This window comes from Streptomyces sp. NPDC048650 (genome assembly GCF_043199095.1).
In the GTDB taxonomy this organism is placed as follows: Bacteria; Actinomycetota; Actinomycetes; order Streptomycetales; family Streptomycetaceae; genus Streptomyces.
Genome location: NZ_JBICVM010000001.1, coordinates 950,823 through 969,708 on the forward strand (window position 1 = coordinate 950,823; position 18,886 = coordinate 969,708).

The 18,886-nt window shown below is 70.8% G+C and carries 18 protein-coding genes; 13 read left to right on the forward strand and 5 right to left on the reverse strand.

From position 1 onward, the window contains the following. The first annotated feature begins 3 nt into the window (after positions 1 to 3). The 7 genes from ACGFML_RS04420 to ACGFML_RS04450 all read left to right on the forward strand — a co-directional run bounded on the left by ACGFML_RS04420 (position 4) and on the right by ACGFML_RS04450 (position 6,140). Complete coding sequence (locus ACGFML_RS04420) at positions 4 to 1,563, forward strand: MFS transporter (RefSeq protein WP_393539839.1); 1,560 nt, start codon at positions 4 to 6, stop codon at positions 1,561 to 1,563. Between the two features lie 196 nt (positions 1,564 to 1,759). Beyond that, a complete protein-coding gene (locus ACGFML_RS04425) occupies positions 1,760 to 2,269 on the forward strand; it encodes a MarR family winged helix-turn-helix transcriptional regulator (RefSeq protein ID WP_393539841.1) in 510 nt (169 codons plus the stop codon). 145 nt (positions 2,270 to 2,414) lie between these two features. Further along, positions 2,415 to 2,747: a DUF3817 domain-containing protein gene (locus tag ACGFML_RS04430; RefSeq protein WP_393539843.1), complete on the forward strand. Its 333-nt coding sequence runs from the start codon at positions 2,415 to 2,417 to the stop codon at positions 2,745 to 2,747. Between the two features lie 157 nt (positions 2,748 to 2,904). Further along, on the forward strand, positions 2,905 to 4,605 hold the full coding sequence (locus tag ACGFML_RS04435; protein WP_393539845.1) for a methylmalonyl-CoA mutase: 1,701 nt from the start codon (positions 2,905 to 2,907) through the stop codon (positions 4,603 to 4,605). A 40-nt stretch (positions 4,606 to 4,645) separates the two neighbouring features. After that, positions 4,646 to 5,050, forward strand: coding sequence for a hypothetical protein (locus ACGFML_RS04440; RefSeq protein ID WP_393539847.1), 405 nt, complete (start codon positions 4,646 to 4,648; stop codon positions 5,048 to 5,050). Positions 5,051 to 5,502: 452 nt separating this feature from the next. Then, positions 5,503 to 5,742 carry a hypothetical protein gene (locus tag ACGFML_RS04445; protein ID WP_393539849.1) on the forward strand — a complete coding sequence of 80 codons (240 nt, stop codon included), beginning with the start codon at positions 5,503 to 5,505 and terminating at the stop codon, positions 5,740 to 5,742. 149 nt (positions 5,743 to 5,891) lie between these two features. Further along, positions 5,892 to 6,140, forward strand: coding sequence for a hypothetical protein (locus tag ACGFML_RS04450; protein ID WP_393539851.1), 249 nt, complete (start codon positions 5,892 to 5,894; stop codon positions 6,138 to 6,140). A 185-nt stretch (positions 6,141 to 6,325) separates the two neighbouring features. On the opposite strand, the gene ACGFML_RS04455 is transcribed toward ACGFML_RS04450, so the two are convergent. Both ACGFML_RS04455 and ACGFML_RS04460 read right to left on the reverse strand, forming a co-directional pair. Further along, the gene (locus tag ACGFML_RS04455; protein ID WP_393539853.1) at positions 6,326 to 7,729 is read right to left on the reverse strand and encodes an ATP-binding protein; all 1,404 of its coding nucleotides are present in this window, start codon (positions 7,727 to 7,729) and stop codon (positions 6,326 to 6,328) included. Beyond that, positions 7,726 to 8,487 (reverse strand): response regulator transcription factor, encoded by a 762-nt coding sequence (locus tag ACGFML_RS04460; RefSeq protein WP_393539855.1) that lies wholly within the window; start codon positions 8,485 to 8,487, stop codon positions 7,726 to 7,728. The genes ACGFML_RS04455 and ACGFML_RS04460 overlap by 4 nt, the downstream gene beginning before the upstream one ends. A 63-nt stretch (positions 8,488 to 8,550) precedes the next feature. On the opposite strand from ACGFML_RS04460, the gene ACGFML_RS04465 reads away from it, so the two are divergent. Next, on the forward strand, positions 8,551 to 9,705 hold the full coding sequence (locus tag ACGFML_RS04465; protein ID WP_393539857.1) for a glycosyltransferase: 1,155 nt from the start codon (positions 8,551 to 8,553) through the stop codon (positions 9,703 to 9,705). Then, positions 9,702 to 10,727 (forward strand): GDP-mannose 4,6-dehydratase, encoded by a 1,026-nt coding sequence (locus ACGFML_RS04470; protein WP_393539859.1) that lies wholly within the window; start codon positions 9,702 to 9,704, stop codon positions 10,725 to 10,727. The genes ACGFML_RS04465 and ACGFML_RS04470 overlap by 4 nt, the downstream gene beginning before the upstream one ends. 85 nt (positions 10,728 to 10,812) lie before the next feature. Here the strand turns inward: ACGFML_RS04470 and ACGFML_RS04475 are convergent, their stop codons facing one another. Beyond that, complete coding sequence (locus tag ACGFML_RS04475) at positions 10,813 to 11,460, reverse strand: TetR/AcrR family transcriptional regulator (RefSeq protein WP_393539861.1); 648 nt, start codon at positions 11,458 to 11,460, stop codon at positions 10,813 to 10,815. 385 nt (positions 11,461 to 11,845) lie between these two features. Between ACGFML_RS04475 and ACGFML_RS04480 the strand changes: the two genes are divergently transcribed. From ACGFML_RS04480 to ACGFML_RS04495, 4 genes are all read left to right on the forward strand, one after another. Continuing rightward, positions 11,846 to 12,820, forward strand: coding sequence for a tetratricopeptide repeat protein (locus ACGFML_RS04480; protein WP_393539863.1), 975 nt, complete (start codon positions 11,846 to 11,848; stop codon positions 12,818 to 12,820). Between the two features lie 609 nt (positions 12,821 to 13,429). Further along, positions 13,430 to 14,047, forward strand: a complete 618-nt coding sequence (locus ACGFML_RS04485; RefSeq protein WP_393539865.1) for a DUF6230 family protein — start codon at positions 13,430 to 13,432, stop codon at positions 14,045 to 14,047. Positions 14,048 to 14,179: 132 nt separating this feature from the next. After that, positions 14,180 to 14,749, forward strand: coding sequence for a DUF6114 domain-containing protein (locus tag ACGFML_RS04490; RefSeq protein WP_393539867.1), 570 nt, complete (start codon positions 14,180 to 14,182; stop codon positions 14,747 to 14,749). Next, entirely contained in the window at positions 14,739 to 16,052 is a 1,314-nt protein-coding gene (locus ACGFML_RS04495) for a hypothetical protein (RefSeq protein ID WP_393539868.1), read from the forward strand. Before ACGFML_RS04490 ends, ACGFML_RS04495 begins: the two co-directional genes overlap by 11 nt. Before the next feature lie 106 nt (positions 16,053 to 16,158). Here the strand turns inward: ACGFML_RS04495 and pyk are convergent, their stop codons facing one another. Both pyk and ACGFML_RS04505 read right to left on the reverse strand, forming a co-directional pair. Next, entirely contained in the window at positions 16,159 to 17,586 is a 1,428-nt protein-coding gene (pyk, locus tag ACGFML_RS04500) for a pyruvate kinase (RefSeq protein ID WP_393539870.1), read from the reverse strand. Positions 17,587 to 17,646: 60 nt separating this feature from the next. Continuing rightward, positions 17,647 to 18,858 (reverse strand): acetate kinase, encoded by a 1,212-nt coding sequence (locus tag ACGFML_RS04505; RefSeq protein ID WP_393539872.1) that lies wholly within the window; start codon positions 18,856 to 18,858, stop codon positions 17,647 to 17,649. Positions 18,859 to 18,886 lie beyond the last annotated feature (28 nt).

An 18,886-nucleotide genomic window follows, 5' to 3' on the forward strand; every position in this document is an offset into this window, starting at 1 on the left:
GCCATGCCTTCGCCCACCCCCGGGCCCGCGCAGCCGGGCCACACCCCCGCAGGCCCCGATGCGGGGCGGCGACGTACCTCCGCAGACCCCGATGCGAGGGGGCGACGGACCCCCGCACGTCCCGATGCGGGGCGGCGACGGACCTCCGCAGGTCCCGATGCGAGGGGGCGACGGACCCCCGCACGTCCCGATGCGGGGCGGCGACGGACCCGCGACGGCTACCGCGCCGTCTTCGCCGTCCCCGAGTTCCGTGCCGTCTTCGCCGCCCATCTCCTCTCCTCCCTCGGCGTGGTGGTCTGCGAGATCGCCCTGTCCGTCCTGGTCTTCGACCTCACCGGCTCCCCGCTGCTCAGCGCCCTGACCTTCGCCCTCGGCCTGCTCCCGTACGTCGTGGGCGGCACCCTGCTGTCGGCCGTCGCCGACCGCCGACCGGCCCGCACCGTCCTCGTCGTCTGCGACGTCCTGTGCGCCCTGGCCGCGGCGGGCATGGTGCTCCCCGGAGTCCCGGTGGCCGTCCTGCTGCTCCTGCGCTGTGTGACCGCCGCCATCGCCCCGGTCTTCGCCGGCACCCGGGCAGGCAGCCTCGGCGACATCCTCGGCGACGGCGAGCTGTTCGTCCTGGGCCGTTCGGTCATCCGCATCGTCAACCAGGGTGCCCAGCTGGCCGGATTCGCCGCCGGGGGCGTGCTGCTCGTCGTGGTGCCGCCCGGAACCGTGCTGGCCGTCACCGCCTGCACCTTCGTCGGATCGGCACTCCTGCTGCGCCTGGGCACCCGCGCCCGCCCGGCACGCGACGCCGCCCGCGGGGCACTGCTGGGCGCCTCCCTCGACGGCACCTGGCGGCTGCTGTCCGACCGCCGGATCCGCGCGCTGCTCCTGCTCGGCTGGCTGCCGCCCGCCTTCGTGGTCGTTCCCGAGGCGTTGCTGATCCCGTACGGCGATCTTCTCGGCACCGGCCCGGCCGGTGCCGGCCTCCTCCTGTGCAGCATGCCGATCGGCGCGATCACCGCCGAGACCCTGGTCGGTGCGCTCCTCGGCCCGGACGCCCGCGCCCGCCTCACCTTCCCGATGGGGCTCTTCGCCGTCCTGCCCTCCCTGGGGTTCGTGGCCCGCCCCTCGCTGGGTTGGGCCGTCGTCCTGCTGGTGCTCACCGGCACCGGCATCTCGTACAACTTCGGCGTCGACCGCTGGTTCGTGGCGGCGGTGCCCGAGGAGCTGCTGGGCCGGGCGATGACGGTGATGCAGGCGGGCCGGATGACGATCATGGGTCTGGGGATGGGGCTGGCCGGGGTGGCCGCGGAGTATGCGCCGCTCCAGGTGGTGATGGCGGCGGCGGGGGTGGTGGGCTCGGTGGGGGTCCTCGCGGTCGTTCTCGAGGTGCGCCGTACGGCCGGAGGTCCCCCCAGTGCGTGCGCAGGTCCCGCTTCGTGCACTGGTCCCTCCTCGTGCGGTGGTTCCGCCTCGTGCGGAGGCCCTGCCTCGTGCGGAGGTGCCTCCTGCACGTGCGGCGGCCTCGCGGCGCCGCCTCCTCCTCACTATCTCAGCAACGATTACGGAGAGTAATCAGTTCCTGCGCTGCGTCAGGATGCCGGAGGTCGTGCCAGGGCGTCGGAGGCCATGGCGGGGCGTCGGGGGTCCGTGGCGGGACGTCGGGGTCCGTGGCGGGTGGCGGCGGCGCCGGTTCGGTCGGGGCGGTCGGCGCGGCCCGAAACCTGAGACAGGGCTGACCGCGATATGACCGCCGGGTAGGGTCGCAGGCGTGCCGAAGCCGCTCAGCCTTGCTTTCGACCCCATCGCGCGCGCCGACGAGTTGTGGCAGCAGAGATGGGGCGCCGTGCCCTCGATGGCCGCGATCACCTCGATCATGCGGGCCCATCAGATCCTGCTGGCCGAGGTGGATGCCGTGGTCAAGCCGTACGGGCTGACCTTCGCGCGCTACGAGGCGCTGGTGCTGCTGACGTTCTCCAAGGCCGGCGAGCTGCCGATGTCCAAGATCGGCGAGCGGCTGATGGTGCACCCGACCTCGGTGACCAACACCGTCGACCGGCTGGTGAAGTCGGGTCTGGTCGCCAAGCGGCCGAACCCGAACGACGGCCGCGGCACCCTCGCCTCCATCACCGAGAAGGGGCGTGTGGTGTGCGACGCCGCGACCCGCGACCTGATGGCGATGGACTTCGGTCTCGGCGCGTACGACGCCGAGGAGTGCGGCGAGATCTTCGCGATGCTGCGGCCGCTGCGGGTGGCGGCGGCGGACTTCGCGGAGGAGTGACCGGGGGCGTCCGGGCGGTGGCCGGGGGCGTTCGGGCGGTGGCCTGGGCGTGGTGAGGCCCCAGGGCGCCTTGTGCGACGAGGTGCCTCGTGCGACGTGGGGGGTGGCGAAGATCGCCCCGGAACGGGTCGTTACGCTCTGGGGCATGAAGCGAAGCGTCCTGACCCGATACCGGGTGATGGCCTACATCACCGCCGTGATGCTGCTCGTGCTCTGCACCTGCATGATCTTCAAGTACGGCTTCGATATGGGCAAGGACCTCACCCTCGTCGTCTCCCAGATCCACGGCGTGCTCTACATCATCTACCTGGTCTTCGCCTTCGACCTGGGCTCCAAGGCCAAGTGGCCGTTCGGCAAGCTGCTGTGGGTGCTGGTCGCCGGGACGATCCCGACGGCCGCCTTCTTCGTCGAGCGCACGGTCGTCCGTGAGGTCGAGCCGCTGCTCGCGGACGGTGCGCCGCAGCCGGTCAAGGTCTGAGAACCGGCGTCCGTTCCCGCTTTCGACGCGCCTGTCCCTGAGGGGGCGGGCGCGTTCGCGCTGTTTCGGGCGCGTTTGCGCTGGTACGGGCGGTGTGCGAAGACTCGCCACCGCCAGCCATCGACAATTACTAGGACGTCCTAGTAAATTCGAAGGTATGGACGCTGACGCGATCGAAGAGGGCCGCAGCCGCTGGCAGGCCCGGTACGACTCCGCCCGGAAGCGGGACGCGGACTTCACCACGCTCTCCGGCGATCCGGTGGAGCCGGCGTACGGCCCCCGGCCCGGCGACAACGTCGAGGGCTTCGAGCGGATCGGCTGGCCCGGGGAGTACCCCTTCACGCGCGGTCTGTATCCGACCGGCTATCGGGGCCGCACCTGGACGATCCGCCAGTTCGCGGGCTTCGGCAACGCCGAGCAGACCAACGAGCGCTACAAGATGATCCTCAAGGCGGGCGGCGGCGGTCTCTCGGTCGCCTTCGACATGCCGACGCTGATGGGCCGGGACTCCGACGACCCCCGCTCGCTCGGCGAGGTCGGTCACTGCGGCGTCGCCATCGACTCCGCCGCCGACATGGAGGTCCTGTTCCAGGACATCCCGCTGGGCGACGTCACGACGTCCATGACGATCAGCGGCCCCGCCGTACCCGTCTTCTGCATGTATCTGGTCGCGGCCGAGCGCCAGGGGATCGACCCGGGCGTCCTCAACGGCACCCTGCAGACGGACATCTTCAAGGAGTACATCGCCCAGAAGGAGTGGCTGTTCCAGCCGGAGCCGCATCTGCGGCTGATCGGCGACCTCATGGAGCACTGCGCGAAGGGCATCCCCGCGTACAAGCCGCTCTCGGTGTCCGGGTATCACATCCGCGAGGCGGGCGCGACGGCCGCGCAGGAGCTGGCGTACACCCTCGCCGACGGCTTCGGCTACGTCGAACTGGGCCTGAGCCGCGGGCTGGACGTCAACACCTTCGCCCCGGGCCTGTCCTTCTTCTTCGATGCCCATCTCGACTTCTTCGAGGAGATCGCCAAGTTCCGGGCGGCCCGCAGGATCTGGGCCCGCTGGATGCGCGACGTCTACGGCGCGACCAGCGAGAAGGCCCAGTGGCTGCGGTTCCACACGCAGACCGCCGGTGTCTCGCTGACCGCCCAGCAGCCGTACAACAACGTCGTCCGCACGGCGGTGGAGGCGCTGGCGGCGGTGCTCGGCGGCACCAACTCCCTGCACACCAACGCCCTCGACGAGACCCTCGCGCTGCCCAGCGAGCAGGCCGCGGAGATCGCGCTGCGCACCCAGCAGGTGCTGATGGAGGAGACCGGCGTCGCCAATGTCGCCGACCCGCTGGGCGGTTCGTGGTTCATCGAGTCGCTGACCGACCGGATCGAGGCGGACGCCGAGAAGATCTTCGACCAGATCAAGGAGCGCGGCGCGCGGGCGGTGCCCAACGGCGCGCACCCGATCGGCCCGATCACCTCCGGGATTCTGCGCGGCATCGAGGACGGCTGGTTCACCGGCGAGATCGCCGAGTCCGCCTTCCAGTACCAGCAGTCCCTGGAGAAGGGCGACAAGCGGGTCGTCGGCGTCAACTGCCACCACGGTTCGGTCACCGGTGATCTGGAGATCCTGCGGGTCAGCCACGAGGTCGAACGCGAGCAGGTGCGGGTCCTGGGGGACCGTAAGGCGGCCCGCGACGACGCCCGGGTGAAGGCGTCGCTGGAGGCCATGCTCGCCGCCGCCCGCAACGGCGGCAACATGATCGAGCCCATGCTGGCGGCGGTCCGCGCGGAGGCGACGCTCGGCGAGATCTGCGGCGTGCTGCGGGACGAGTGGGGGGTCTACACGGAGCCGGCCGGGTTCTGAGCAGCACTCTTCCGAGTACGGATGGAGGGGCGGGGTCGTCGTGTTGACGACCCCGCCCCTCCATCCGTACCGGGTCGGCTCAACTGCCGGCAGTGAGCGCGAAGCCGAGGACCGGGCTGATGACGAACGCGCCGAAGAGGGCCGCCGCGGCGGCGCCGAGCACGATCTTGCGGGTTCGGGTGCCGGCGGTCGCACGCCATGCCTCCCGGGTTTTGGGGCGCGGACCATCGGTTTCTTTCGTGCGCCAGGAAAAGATCAGGTACGGGACGATGAGGAATATGGCGAAGAAGGCGAGAAAGAAGTCCTCCGTGGCCTCTCCGCGACTGGCGAGGGTGTAGGTCCCGGCGGACAGAATGCTGAGAACGATGTTGCCGTTGTGCCCCTGGACCGAGAGTCGGTCCCCGCGTCGTATTCGGTGTCGAGAGAGCTGATGGTCGCTTCGTGATCCACGACCTTTCCGTCGTCCGAGCGGAAGGTGCCCGCACAGTTGTCATCGTCGGGGTGCTTCCTGCTGTACGAGTGGCACTCCTTGACCGAAAGAGTTCCGTGCGTGCCGGTGAGGCCCACCGCGGTCAGCCCTTTTACCGTCATAATGCCGAGGATCACCAAGGCGACAAGGAATCCCGCAAAGTAGGCGCATAGGGCCTTGAATGGGACCTTGTCGGACATGTGTGAGGGGTTGGGCATGACGGTTGTTCCCTTTCCTGCTTACGAGCCGGGACCCTCCGGCCGTCGCGGACGTCGGCTACCGTACGGCACGGGCTTGACGGATTCTCGGCAGCCGAGAGCGTGGGGACCCACGGCAGGCTCCGGGTACGACGTGGATCCGGGCGTCCTCAAGAAGTAGGGCGGCGTCTTCAAGGTATTGGTGCCGATTTCAGTGCCGCCGCCAAGGAGTTGGCGACCACGCTCAAAGACGCCCAAGAGTGGGGCGACGGCGAGCTCCTCAAGATTTTCATGGACATCCATACGCCGGTGAGCGTCGGCATCGCCGAGTCAATGCCGACCCTTGGTGAAGGCCCTTCCAGGATCGGCGACAATCTCGAGGCGATGGGCGCGCAGTGCGGCAACATCGAGCAGGGTGCGCACGAGCGGCTCGCCAAGTGTGCGGCGAGTCGCCCCCAATTCGTGAACTGACGCCAATTCAACTCGGCGATGTCGCCCCGCAAAACACCGCACGTGTGCCCCATGGATCACAGAACATATGCCCCCCGGGATTGACTCGCCATGGCCCCCCTCATGCTTCCTGGCGAGGTCGACTGGGTCCTGGATCTGCTGGGCTTCCCATGGCCCCATGTCGACGAGGGCAGGATGCGCGCAACTCCGGCGAGGCGATCGAGGCGTTCGACGACAAGTGGAAGAGGTTCTCCGGCGATGGCTTTCTCGCCGAGTCCGCCGACGCCGCCGAGGCGCTCAGCTTTGTGCTCCAGGTGGTGGCCACGATCATCATGGTGATGAAGTTGGCGGAAATCGCCCAACTCATCGCACTGGCATTTGAGTTCGGACCAGGGCGTCGGCAAGGTCGCGACGGGTGATTCCTCCGAGGGTGATAAGCAGATCCGGGAGGGTGACCAGAAGGCGGCCGAGGCCGTCAGGAGCGTCTACGGCGTCGCCCACAAGGACAAGGGGCCTGCCGCCTCGGGTGATGGCACGTCGTCGGAGGGCGGCGGCGGAGGCCGAGGCGGAGGCCGCCGGCGCCGCGTACCGACCCCGTTGAGCGCTACGGCTTCGCCACCGGCACCCGCAGCCGGAACAGCGCGCCGCCCCCCGGGGCCTGTTCGGCGGTGAGTTCGGCGCCGTGGGCGCGGGCGATCTGGCGGGCCATGGCCAGGCCGAGGCCGGAGCCGGGCAGGGCGCGGGCCGCCTGGGCGCGGTAGAAGCGGTCGAAGACATGGGGGAGGTCGGCGGCGGCGATCCCGGGGCCGTGGTCGCGTACGGTCAGGTCCAACTGCCCTGAGGTCAGGGTGAGTTCGGTGTCGACGGGGCCGCCCGGCGGGGAGAACTTCGCGGCGTTGTCGAGGAGGTTGGACAGCAGCCTGGCCAGGCGGGGCGGGACGCCGGGGACGGTGATCGTGGCCGCGACCGGGTCGATGCGGGCGGTGAAGGTGATCTCCGGCCAGTGTCCGCGGGCCGCGCCGACCGCATGCTCCAGGAGCGCGGCCGGGCGCACCTGCTCCACCAGCGGCTGCGGCTCCTCGTCCCGGGCCAGCTCGATCAGGTCGTTGACCAACGTGGTGACCTCGCGCAGCTGACGGCCGAGCGCCGCCGCGGCGCGGTCGCGCTGGGCGTCGGTCAGGCGGTCGGCGCGGGCCAGGAGTTCGGCGTTGGTGCGCAGCGCGGTCAGCGGGGTCCGCAGCTCGTGGGAGGCGTCGGCGACGAGGCGGCGCTGGGAGGTGACGGACTGTTCCAGTTCGCCGAGCATGATGTTGAAGCTGGTGGCGAGGCGGGTGACCTCGTCCTCGCGGGCGGGCGGGCCGGCGGGCAGCTCGATGCGGTGGCGGGCGTCGCGGGTGGCGGCGATGCGCTCGGCGGTGGCGGTGAGCCGGGCGACCGGGGCCAGGCCCGTACGGGAGACCCAGTAGCCGAGCGCGGCGGCCAGCAGCACCCCAGCGCCGCCCACGGCGGACAGTGCCCAGGCGGCATGTCGTACGCCCCGCTCCACGGTGTCGGAACGCAGCGCCACCTGGAGTGCCTGCCGCCGGTTCGGGAGGTGCTTGGTGAACATCCGGACGGGCTGCTCGGCGACCGTCAGATTGGTGTAGTAGCCGGACCGGTGTCCGGCGGCCACCTGGCGGGTGGCGGCCGTGACCGGCAGCGCGTACCGGTTGCGGGGGTCCTCGGCGGGGTCGGACGGCACGATCTGGACGCACGGCACGGCCTGGTAGCGGCAGGAGGTGTCGCTCGCGGTCGGGCCCCATCCCCGGGTCTGCTGGGTGAGCTGGGTGGCGGTCTGGGCCAGGTTGAGGTCGAGCTGTCGGGTCATCTGGATGCGGATGATGACGAAGGCGGCCGCGCAGACGCCGACGGCCACCAGGGCCACCGCCGCGGAGGCGGCCAGCGCCAGCCGGGTGCGCAGCGGGCGCCGCCGCACCCAGCGGCCGCCCAGCCCGCGCCGGCCGCTCATGCCTCCTCCGGTCGGCCCAGGCGGTATCCGACGCCGTGCACGGTGTGGACGATGCGGGGTTCGCCGCCCGCCTCCAGCTTGCGGCGCAGGTAACCGACGTACACGGCGAGGGAGTTGGAGTCCGGTCCGAAGTCGCGGCCCCAGACCCGCTCCAGGATCACCTCACGCGGGATGACCTGTCCCGGGTGCAGCAGCAGCAGTTCCAGCAGCGCCCATTCGGTGCGGCTGAACTCCAGGGGGCGGCCCGCCCGGTGGCCGCTGCGGGTGTGCGGGTCGACGACCAGGTCTCCGAAGGCGAGCGCGGTGTCGTCGGCGGCGGGGGCGGTCGCCCGGCGGAGCAGGGCCCGCAGCCGGGCGAGGAGTTCGTCCAGCGCGAAGGGCTTGACCAGGTAGTCGTCCGCTCCGGCGTCCAGGCCGTCGACGCGTTCGCTGACGGAGTCGAGTGCGGTCAGGACGAGGATGGGCGTGCGGTCGTCCAGCGCGCGCAGCCGTCGGCAGACGGCCAGCCCGTCCAGCACCGGCATCATCACGTCCAGCACGAGGGCGTCCGGCTGCCAGGAGGCGACCTCGGACAGCGCCGCCAGGCCGTCGGCGGCGCCGCGCACCGCGTAGCCCTCGACGGTGAGCCCGTCCTCCACGGCGGCGCGCACCTCCGGTTCGTCGTCGACGACGAGGATCTTGGGCGCGGACGGCGCGGACGGCGGGGAGGGCGGGAGGACGCGGGCCGCGGGGGGCGGCTTCGGCGGCTGATGCGGCATGGACACAGGCTGTCAAACACTCCTCTTAGAAGCCTCTTAGGGCGTTTCGCGAGCGTGGCGGCCATGAGCACACCACTGTCTGTCGTGATCGGTGCGGGCGGCACCGGCGGTCACATCTATCCCGGCCTGGCCCTCGCCGACGCGCTCCGCCGGGCGGTGCCGGATGCGGTGATCTCGTTCGTCGGGACCGAGCGCGGGCTGGAGACCCGGCTCATACCGCAGGCCGGATACCGGCTGCACACCGTCGACATGATCCCCTTCGACCCGTCGCTGGGTGCCCGGCGCTATCTGCTGCCGGCCGCGCTGCTGAGATCGGGCGCCCAGTGCCGGGCCATCCTCAAGGCGCAGGGCGCACAGGTGGCCGTCGGGATGGGCGGCTATCCGAGCGCGCCGGTCATCGTGGGGGCGCGGCTGGCCGGGCTGCCGAGCCTGATCCACGAGTCCAACGCGGTGCCCGGCCGGGCCAACAGGTTCGCCGCCCGGCTCACCCCGCATCTCGCGGTCGCCTTCGACCGCAGCCGGGCCCATCTGGCGGGCGGCGAGCGGGCCGAGACGGTGGGGATGCCGCTGGTCGGGCCGCTGGCCGGGCTGGACCGGGCGGCGCTGCGGGCCACGGCCCGGCGGGCGCTGGGTGTCCCGGACGGGGCCCGGCTGCTGCTGGTCAACGGCGGGAGCCTGGGCGCGGCGCGGCTCACCGCGGCCGCGGTCGGTCTGGCGGGTCGCCACCGCACCCGCACGGACCTGCGGTTGCTGATCAAGACCGGTCCGGCCGCCATGGCGGAGACGCGGGCGCTCCTGGCGGCGAACGGCGGCGCGGCCGTCGCGGAGGCGGTGCCGTATCTGGACCGGATGGACCTGGCCTACGCCGCCGCCGATCTGGTGGTGTGCCGGGCCGGTTCGGCGACCGTCGCGGAGCTGGCCGCCATCGGGATGCCCGCCGTCCTCGTCCCGTATCCGCATGCGCCGGGCGATCACCAGACGCACAACGCGCGGGTGCTCTCCGACGCCGGGGCGGCGCTGCTGCTGCCGGACGCGCAGACCACCGCCGAGCGGCTGGACGCGCTGGTGACCCCGCTGCTCGACGATCCGGCCCGGCTCGCCGCGATGGGCGCCGCCGCCGACCCGAGCACCCACGCCCGCGCCGCCGAACTGTTGGCCGCCATGGCGCTGCGCCTGGCCGGTCACCCCCACCCGATGACGATCAAGGAGACAGCATGAGTGAGCACAGCATGAGTGAGCACAGCACGACGACGCAGTGGGCGGGGCGCAGGGTCCTGGTCACCGGGGCCGAGGGGTTCATCGGCTCGGCCCTGGTGGACATGCTGGTCGGGGCGGGCGCCGAGGTGCGCGCCTTCGTCCACTACAAGCCGTATGCCGAGAAGGGCAATCTGGCGCACCATCTGGCGCCCGGCTCGCCGGTCGAGATGGTCGCGGGCGACGTCCGGGACGCCGGCCGGGTGAGTGATGCCGTCGCGGGCTGCGACACCGTCTTCCACCTGGCGGCGCTGATCGGCATCCCGTACAGCTATGCCTCGCCCGGCGCGTATGTCCAGACGAACGTGGTCGGGACCGAGAACGTCGCGGAGGCGTGCCGCCGGCACGCCGTGCGGCGGCTGGTGCACACCTCGACCAGTGAGGTCTACGGGACGGCGCTGACCGCCCCGATCAGCGAGGAGCACCCGCTCCAGCCCCAGTCGCCCTACTCCGCCTCGAAGATCGGCGCCGATATGACGGCGCTGTCGCACTGGCACGCGTTCGAGTTGCCGGTGACGGTCGTGCGGCCGTTCAACACCTACGGGCCGCGGCAGTCGGCGCGCGCCGTGATCCCCACGATCCTGGCCCAACTGCACTCCGGTGCGCGGCAGATCCGACTCGGTTCGCTCACCCCGACCCGCGACTTCACCTATGTCACGGACACCGCGGCGGGCTTCCTGGCGATGGCGGACTGCGAGCGGGCGCTGGGCGGGGTGGTCAATCTCGGTACCGGCCGGGAGATCGCCATCGGCGCGCTGGCCGAGGCGCTGATCGCGGCGTCGGGCCGCGAGGCGGAGGTCGTGGTGGACCGGGCGCGGCTGCGGCCCTCGGGCAGCGAGGTGGAGCGGCTGCTGTCGGACAACTCCCGGGCGCGGCAGTGGTCCGGGTGGGAGCCGCGGGTGTCCCTGGAGGAGGGGCTGGTGCGGACGTCGGTGTGGGTGGCGGAGAACCTGCACCTGTTCGCGGCCGACCGCTACCAGGTCTGAGGCGCCGCCGGCCCGGAGGGCACCGGCCGACCGGGCCGACCGGGCCGACCGGTGCCAGGGGTTCCGCCCGGTTCCGCCCGGCCGGTCAGCCCAGGCCGACCAGGCCGGTCAGCAGCACTGTCGAGAACTGGTGGGCCCAGGCGGGGTCCACCGGTTCGGAGCTGACCAGGGTGCGGTGGACGATCGCACCGGCGATGACGTCGAAGATCAGGCCGACGGCCCGGTCGGCGGCCGCCGTGCCCTCGGGCCCGGGGCTGTCGGGCGGCAGTTCGCCGCGCTGCTGGGCGCGTTCGCGGCCCAGTACCACCAGCCGCTTCTGACGGTCGACGATGGCCGAGCGGATCCGCTCGCGCAGCGCACTGTCGGTGGTGGACTCGGCGACCACGGCCATCAGGGCCGTCTTGGTCTCGGGCCGGGCGAGCAGCGCCCCGAACTGGAGCACCACGCCCTCGATGTCGGATTTCAGACAGCCCCGGTCGGGGAGTTCGAGCTCGTCGAAGAGGACCGCCACGGCGTCCACGACGAGCTCGTTCTTGTTGGCCCAGCGGCGGTAGAGCGTGGTCTTGGCGACGCCGGCCCGCGCCGCGACGTCGCCCATGGTGAGTTTTCCCCAGCCCAGATCGACGAGCGCGGCGCGGGTCGCATCGAGGATCGCGCGGTCGGTCTCGGCGCTGCGCGGGCGGCCCGTGCGGCCTTTCCGGGGGCTGGTGGAGTCGTGCATGCGGGCGACCATACCGGCCGGTACGCGCCGCGGCGGCGCGGCCCGTGAGGCAGATCACGTTGCACGGGGCCGGATCCGGTTGTCGGGCGGGGTCACCGGACAGTTACGCTACGGGTCGTAGCGTAAGAGCTCTTTCGCGGAGCTCCCGTCGCGACAACCACAGGCCGTGGGTGGGGACCCAGGGCCGCACCACGGTCCTCCTCGGGACCATGCAACGGTCCTCCTCGGGACCACACGCCGGTCCTTCTCGGACCGGCTCGGGCACCTTCCCGGACGTACGCCGCAATCCGGCGGGGCGTACGCGCGGGGGCGGTGCTCCGGCGGAGCCGTCCAGGTCGTCCGGCCGGATTTCCGTATCGCTTTTCGGAACACGGTGCCCAGGGGGGAGGATGGACCCATGCAGCCACGCAACATGTCCATGAGCGGAGTCGTCGACCTCGGAGCCGTGAAGGCGGCCGGGGAGGCGAAGCAGAAGGCCGAGCAGGCACGCGCCGACGCGGCGCGCACCGGCCAGGCGCCCGCGGGCGCCACCCGCCTGGTGTTCGACGTCGACGAAGCAGGGTTCCAGCAGGACGTCCTCCAGCGCTCCACCGAGGTCCCGGTCGTCATCGACTTCTGGGCCGAGTGGTGCGAGCCGTGCAAGCAGCTCGGTCCGCTGCTGGAGCGGCTCGTGACCGAGTACGCCGGCAAGTTCGTGCTGGCGAAGATCGACGTCGACGCCAACCAGATGCTCTTCCAGCAGTTCGGGGTGCAGGGCATCCCGGCCGTCTTCGCGGTGGTCGCCGGGCAGCCCATCCCGCTGTTCCAGGGCGCGGCCCCCGAGGCGCAGATCCGGGACGTGCTGGATCAGCTGGTGCAGGCCGCCGAGCAGCAGTTCGGCATCGTGGGTGCGCCGGTCGACGCCGCCGCGCAGGAGACCGAGCAGCCCGCGGCCGAGGTGCCCGAGCCGGTCGGCCCGTACGACGCGCTGCTGGAGGCGGCGAGCCAGGCGCTGGACACCGGTGACCTGGGCGGCGCCATCCAGGCGTACCGCAACGTCCTGTCCGACGATCCCGCCAACCCCGAGGCCAAGCTGGGCCTCGCGCAGGCGGAACTGCTCAGCCGGGTGCAGGACCTGGACCCGCAGGCGGTGCGCAAGGAGGCCGCGGAGGGCCCGGCGAACGTCGAGGCGCAGATCCGCGCCGCCGACCTCGACCTGGTCGGCGGGCACGTCGAGGACGCCTTCGGGCGGCTGGTCGAAGCCGTGAAGCGGACCTTCGGTGAGGACCGGGAGGCCGCGCGGGTGCGGCTGCTGGAGCTGTTCGACGTGATCGGCGCGGACGACCCGCGGGTGACCGCCGCGCGCACCGCCCTGGCTCGGGTGCTGTTCTGACAGACCCTCGTGTGAACACCGTCTGACCTCCACACCTCCCGCGAGGTGTCTCGGCAAACGGAACGGCGCCTACGTTTTACCAAATCTTGGTAATCGTAGGCGCTGTTACTTGGAGTAAGACCGGCCACCCTTCTTGCGGCACTCTGCCCGCAATTGACCGATGTCTCTTCACTGTCGGCACGACGGTGTGTGTCTGCGGGGTTTCGGTGCGTCGCGACGGGGTTATCGCACCGTTACCCGCAAGTAACGAGCCCCTTGTGCGGCGGCCCCGAATGCACGACGATCGGCCACGCTCGGTCCATTCCCGCAGCCCCGGCATCCGGTCGGCGCGGCGGGGTATTTGGGTCCCCACCGAGTGGCCGGCGGCAGTGCGCGCCGGTCTTGGACAGGGGGGTCTTTGCCCCATCCGGCAGAGCCTGTCCAGTGCGGCCCCGCGCGAGCGTGGCCAGTGGTTGTCGCTCGGGGGTGATCGCCGGTCATCGGAACGCACATCGCCTCCGAGACGGGCGCTCTCCTTCCCGAGGACGTAGCACTTCTCCCATCCCAGGTGTGCTGCTCTCAACTTCGAGGGCGGGCACCGGAGATGTACGTCCGAGAAGGAGGAAAGTCATGGAGTCCCTGGCTCGTGGCGGGACCAGATGGAAGCGGTTCGCCGTCGTCATGGTGCCGAGCGTTGCCGCGACGGCGGCGATCGGTGTGGCCCTCTCGCAGGGTGCCCTCGCGGCGTCGTTCAGCGTGTCCGGTCAGCAGTTCAAGGTCGCGACCGACCGCTTGGACGGCACCGGATTCGTTCAGTACGGAGCCGTTGACGCCCAGAAGGGCGGCAAGAACGTCCCGGTGGCGGTCTCGGGGTTCTCGAACGCCAAGATCAAGAACCTGTGCCAGTCCGTCGTCGTGCCGGTCCCGGTGTTCGGCGATGTGTCGATGAAGCTGACGGCCGGTGGCGGCAGCACGCCGGTCGAGGCGAAGAACCTCTACATCGACCTGGACCAGCTGGACGCGGACGCGACCTTCAACAACATCAACATCGGTGTTGCTGCGGGCTCGACGTCCAAGGGCCCCGGCATGCACAAGGGCGACAAGGCCGACCCGGGCTCGTTCGCCCAGGAAGCCGACTCGGCCGTGCTGACCAACGTCAAGCAGCGTGCCTGGGCCACCACGGCCGGCACGTTCAAGCTCAGCGGCCTGAAGATGAGCGTCGCCAAGGGCAAGAACGAGTGCTACTGACGCACTGAGCGTGCGGGCGCGGGGCGAGCTGTACGGCGACCAGAGCCGTGCCCCGTGCCCGTGCGCCGGTTGCGCCGGATAGGCACTCCAGCTCAGTACCACCGATTTGCCAGTCCCGAGGAGCTGTACAACATGAGCGCCGACACGCGACCACGGCTGATCGAGACCATCGGCCACAAGCGTCTTTCGTTCCGGGAGTGGCGGGGCCGCCGCCCCTACTGGGGCGGCTTGCTGACCTTGATCGCCGGGGTCCCGATCATGTACTTCCCGTACGCGAACCTCTCGCTCGGTGGCTTGACCGTCAGCATGGCGACCACCGCCGGTGCCGGCTCGCTGATCATCGGCGTGCTGCTGGTCGTGCTCGGTCTCACCATGTGGTTCCAGCCCGTCTCGCGCGTGTTCGCGGGCGTGGCGGCGATTCTGCTCTCCCTGGTCTCCCTGGTCGTCTCGAACTTCGGCGGCTTCGTGGTCGGCTTCCTGATGGGGCTGATCGGCGGCGCGCTGGCTGTTTCGTGGGGGCCGGGCAAGCCGCAGAGCACGAACGATGCCGGCGAGCCGGACCGTGAGGTGATCGCCGGACCGGTGGTCGCCACCAACCCCGCACCGGCCACGGGTGGCGGTTCCGGGTTGGGCTTCGGACGGGACGACCTGTCAGGAACGAGCCCGACCAACGGAACGAACGGGAGGCACCGTGCCGGGTGACGAGCTGCACGACAACGCAGCCGCCGGGCCGAGAACCGGGCCGCGCCACGCGGCACCGAGGAAGCACCTGCTGACTCGGTTCCACGTGCCCGCGGGCAAGGCGATAGCCATCGCCGCCATGCCGTCCGCCGTGCTCATGGGTATGGGGCTCACGCCCCAGATGGCGATCGCCAAGCCGGCGCCCAAGAGCCCTTTCAAGGACGGCCCGTGCGTCACTGCCCCGGACAAGGTGGACGGGCAGGACGCCAAGGCCAAGCAGGACGCCAAGGCCAAGCAGGATGCCAAGGCCAAGGAGGACGCGAAGGACAAGCAGGACAGCAAGGACACCGCCAAGCCGTCCAGCAGTTCTTCCGCGACGCCCTCGCCCACCAAGGATGCGGGCAAGACGGCCGACCCCGCGCCGTCCGGCTCCCCGAAGACCGACGAGCCCTCGGGCTCCGCGACCCCGTCGCCGTCGGCCTCCGAGGACAAGAAGGACGACGGGGGTGTGCTGGGCGGCATCGGTGACGCGCTCGGCGGCCTCTTCGGCGGCAAGAGCTCCGACGAGGAGCCGGCCGCATCGCCGAGCCCCTCGCCGTCCGCGTCCAAGGACTCCGGGGCCACCGACTCCGCGTCCGAGGACTCCGGGGCCACCGGCTCCGCCGACAAGGTCACGAAGCCGGTCCAGGACACGGTCGACGGCCTCAAGGACGGTGCCGACAAGGCGACCGGAGCCCTCAAGAACGGCTCGAAGACGGTCAACGACACCGTCCACGGCGCGGTCGGCACGGCGGACAACGCCCTGCCCGGCGGTGGGCTGGACGGCAAGGACGCCAACGGCAAGAAGGCGTACCCCTGTGTCGTCGAGAACAAGCAGAAGGGCAAGAACGAGCAGACGCCCGGCACCCTGCCCGACGACCCCTGGCACCTGGAGTCCAGCGCGCTCACCCTGCGCGGCCTGAACTACGAGGGCGTCGTCAACGTCACGACCCAGGGCGGCCGCACCAAGCAGGCCCTGAAGTTCACGGCCGACAGCCTGGACATCGGGGATCTGCACCAGATCGTGGACGGTCCGCAGGGCAAGAAGTACCACGTGCAGGGGGCCCCGGGGTCCACGTCGACGATCCGCGGCGGCAAGGTGACGATGTACACCGAGCGGCTGCAGGGCAATCTCTTCGGCCTGATCCCGATCGTCTTCGACCCCGAGCACCCGCCGCCCATCAACGTTCCGTTCGCCTACTTCACCAAGGTGAAGATCGATCAGGCGGGACAGTTCGGCGGCAATCTCCACATCCCGGGCCTGCACCAGTCCATCACGGACTGAGCCGGCCGGGAACGCAGGACCCCGGAACCGTTCGGGAGCCGCAGAGAACGGCTGTGGGCCCGCCCCCTCCAAGGGGGCGGGCCCACAGCCGTCGGGCGGGGCGGCGTCAGGCGCTCTGGCCGCCGAGGTGGTGCACCCGCACCATGTTGGTGGTGCCGGGGACGCCGGGGGGCGAACCGGCGGTGATCAGCATGGTGTCGCCCTTGCTGTAGCGCTGGAGCTTGAGCAGCTCGGCGTCCACCAGGTCGACCATGGCGTCGGTGTTGTCCACGTGCGGCACGACGAAGGCGTCGACGCCCCAGCTCAGCGTCAGCTGGTTGCGGGTCGAGGCCTCGGTGGTGAAGGCCAGGATCGGCTGCGCGGCGCGGTAGCGGGACAGGCGGCGGGCGGTGTCACCGGACTTGGTGAAGGCCACCAGCGCCTCGCCGTCCAGGAAGTCGGCCATCTCGCAGGCCGCACGGGCCACCGCACCGCCCTGCGTACGCGGCTTCTTGCCGGGCACCAGCGGCTGCAGGCCCTTGGACAGCAGCTCCTCCTCGGCCGCCTCGACGATCTTCGACATCGTCTTGACGGTCTCGATCGGGTACTGGCCGACCGAGGACTCCGCGGAGAGCATGACCGCGTCGGCGCCGTCCAGGATGGCGTTGGCCACGTCGGACGCCTCGGCGCGGGTCGGCCGGGAGTTGGTGATCATCGACTCCATCATCTGGGTCGCCACGATCACCGGCTTGGCGTTCCGCCGGCACATCTCCACCAGGCGCTTCTGCACCATCGGGACCTTCTCCAGCGGGTACTCCACCGCCAGGTCACCACGGGCGACCATGACGGCGTCGAAGGCCATCACGACCTCCCGCATGTTGGCCACCGCCTGCGGCTTCTCGACCTTGGCGATGACCGGGACGCGGCGGCCGACCTCGTCCATGACGCGGTGCACGTCCTGCACGTCCTTGGCGTCGCGGACGAAGGAGAGGGCGACCATGTCGCAGCCCATGTTCAGGGAGAACTTGAGGTCGTCGATGTCCTTCTCGGACAGCGCGGGAACGTTCACCGCGGCGCCGGGCAGGTTGATGCCCTTGTGGTCGGAGATGACCCCGCCCTCGATGACGATGGTGCGCACCCGCGGGCCGTCGACCTCGGTGACCTGGAGCGCGACGTTGCCGTCGTTGATGAGGACCGGGTCGCCCTTGGAGACGTCGCCGGGCAGACCCTTGTAGGTCGTGCCGCAGATGGTCCGGTCGCCGGGGACGTCCTCGGTGGTGATGACGAACTCGTCGCCCCGCACCAGCTCCACGGGGCCGTCGGCGAAGGTCTCCAGGCGGATCTTGGGGCCCTGGAGGTCGGCCAGCACGCCGATGGCGCGGCCGGTCTCCTCCTGGGCCTTGCGGAGGCGGTGGTACCGCTCCTCGTGCTCCGAGTGGGTTCCGTGGCTCATGTTGAATCGGGCCACGTTCATACCGGCTTCGATCAGCGTCTTCAACTGATCGAAAGAGTCAACGGCAGGGCCCAGGGTGCAGACGATTTTGGAACGGCGCATGGCTAAATCCTATCGGTTTGTTTCGGAGCGGAATATTCCGGTAGGCGGAAACACCAACTTCTAGGCGTTGACCAGGGCGTATGTCTGCTGGGCGATCTCCAGTTCCTCGTCAGTGGGGACCACGGCGACCGCGACCCGGGCGTATTCGGGCGAGATCAGCCGGGGCTCGTCCGACCGCACGGCGTTGAGGGAGGCGTCCACGGCCAGGCCCATCTCCTCCAGGCCGGCGACGGCGGCCTCCCGCACCGGCGCGGCGTTCTCGCCGACGCCCGCGGTGAAGGCCACCGCGTCGACCCGGCCGAGCACCGCGCTGTAGGCGCCGATGTACTTCTTCAGCCGGTGGATGTAGATGTCGAAGGCGAGCCGGGCGCGCTCGTCGCCCTCGTCGATCCGGCGCCGGATCTCGCGCATGTCGTTGTCGCCGCAGAGGCCGACCAGCCCGCTCCTCTTGTTGAGCAACTCGTCGACGTCGTCCGTCGACATCCCCGCCACCCGCTTGAGGTGGAAGGTCACCGCCGGGTCGATGTCACCGGAGCGGGTGCCCATGACCAGGCCCTCCAGCGGCGTGAGCCCCATCGAGGTGTCCACACAGCGGCCGCCGGCCACCGCCGCGGCGGAGGCGCCGTTGCCCAGGTGCAGCACGATGACGTTGACCTCGGAGGGGTCCTTGCCCAGCAGCGCCGCGGTCTTGCGGGAGACGTAGGCGTGCGAGGTGCCGTGGAAGCCGTAGCGGCGGATGCGGTGCGCGTCGGCGATCTCCACGTCGATGGCGTAGCGGGCCGCGTACTCCGGCATCGTGGTGTGGAAGGCGGTGTCGAAGACGGCGACCTGCGGCAGGTCGGGGCGGAGTGCCCGGGCGGTCCGGATGCCGGTGAGGTTCGCCGGGTTGTGCAGCGGCGCGACCGGCACCAGGCGCTCGATCTCCTCGAGCACCGCGTCGTCGACCACGGTCGGCTCGGTGAACTTCAGCCCGCCGTGCACCACCCGGTGCCCGATCGCGGCCAGCTGCGGGGAGTCCAGCCCGAGCCCGTCGGCGGCCAGCTCCGCTGCGACGGCCTTCAGCGCGGCCTTGTGGTCGGCTATCGCACCCTCGGTCTGGCGCCTGTCGCCGCCGGTGACCAGCGGGGTGTGGGCCAGGCGCGAGTTCTCCTCCCCGATCCGCTCGACCAGGCCCACGGCGAGACGGGTGCCGTCGCTCATGTCGAGCAGCTGGTACTTCACCGACGAGGAGCCGGAGTTGAGGACGAGAACGCGGGAGGCGGTGGCAGTCATGTACGGCTTTCCGTGGTGGGGGGGGAGG

What these genes read in the sequence shown, in the direction of transcription:
- ACGFML_RS04435 (WP_393539845.1), top strand. Translation starts at nt 2,905, where the DNA reads ATGGACGCTGACGCGATCGAAGAGGGCCGCAGCCGCTGGCAGGCCCGG.
- ACGFML_RS04430 (WP_393539843.1), top strand. Translation starts at nt 2,415, where the DNA reads ATGAAGCGAAGCGTCCTGACCCGATACCGGGTGATGGCCTACATCACC.
- pyk (WP_393539870.1), bottom strand. Translation starts at nt 17,586, where the DNA reads ATGCGCCGTTCCAAAATCGTCTGCACCCTGGGCCCTGCCGTTGACTCT.
- ACGFML_RS04480 (WP_393539863.1), top strand. Translation starts at nt 11,846, where the DNA reads ATGCAGCCACGCAACATGTCCATGAGCGGAGTCGTCGACCTCGGAGCC.
- ACGFML_RS04455 (WP_393539853.1), bottom strand. Translation starts at nt 7,729, where the DNA reads ATGAGCGGCCGGCGCGGGCTGGGCGGCCGCTGGGTGCGGCGGCGCCCG.
- ACGFML_RS04470 (WP_393539859.1), top strand. Translation starts at nt 9,702, where the DNA reads ATGAGTGAGCACAGCATGAGTGAGCACAGCACGACGACGCAGTGGGCG.
- ACGFML_RS04450 (WP_393539851.1), top strand. Translation starts at nt 5,892, where the DNA reads ATGGCCCCATGTCGACGAGGGCAGGATGCGCGCAACTCCGGCGAGGCG.
- ACGFML_RS04490 (WP_393539867.1), top strand. Translation starts at nt 14,180, where the DNA reads ATGAGCGCCGACACGCGACCACGGCTGATCGAGACCATCGGCCACAAG.
- ACGFML_RS04505 (WP_393539872.1), bottom strand. Translation starts at nt 18,858, where the DNA reads ATGACTGCCACCGCCTCCCGCGTTCTCGTCCTCAACTCCGGCTCCTCG.
- ACGFML_RS04420 (WP_393539839.1), top strand. Translation starts at nt 4, where the DNA reads ATGCCTTCGCCCACCCCCGGGCCCGCGCAGCCGGGCCACACCCCCGCA.
- ACGFML_RS04475 (WP_393539861.1), bottom strand. Translation starts at nt 11,460, where the DNA reads ATGGTCGCCCGCATGCACGACTCCACCAGCCCCCGGAAAGGCCGCACG.
- ACGFML_RS04465 (WP_393539857.1), top strand. Translation starts at nt 8,551, where the DNA reads ATGAGCACACCACTGTCTGTCGTGATCGGTGCGGGCGGCACCGGCGGT.
- ACGFML_RS04485 (WP_393539865.1), top strand. Translation starts at nt 13,430, where the DNA reads ATGGAGTCCCTGGCTCGTGGCGGGACCAGATGGAAGCGGTTCGCCGTC.
- ACGFML_RS04460 (WP_393539855.1), bottom strand. Translation starts at nt 8,487, where the DNA reads ATGCCGCATCAGCCGCCGAAGCCGCCCCCCGCGGCCCGCGTCCTCCCG.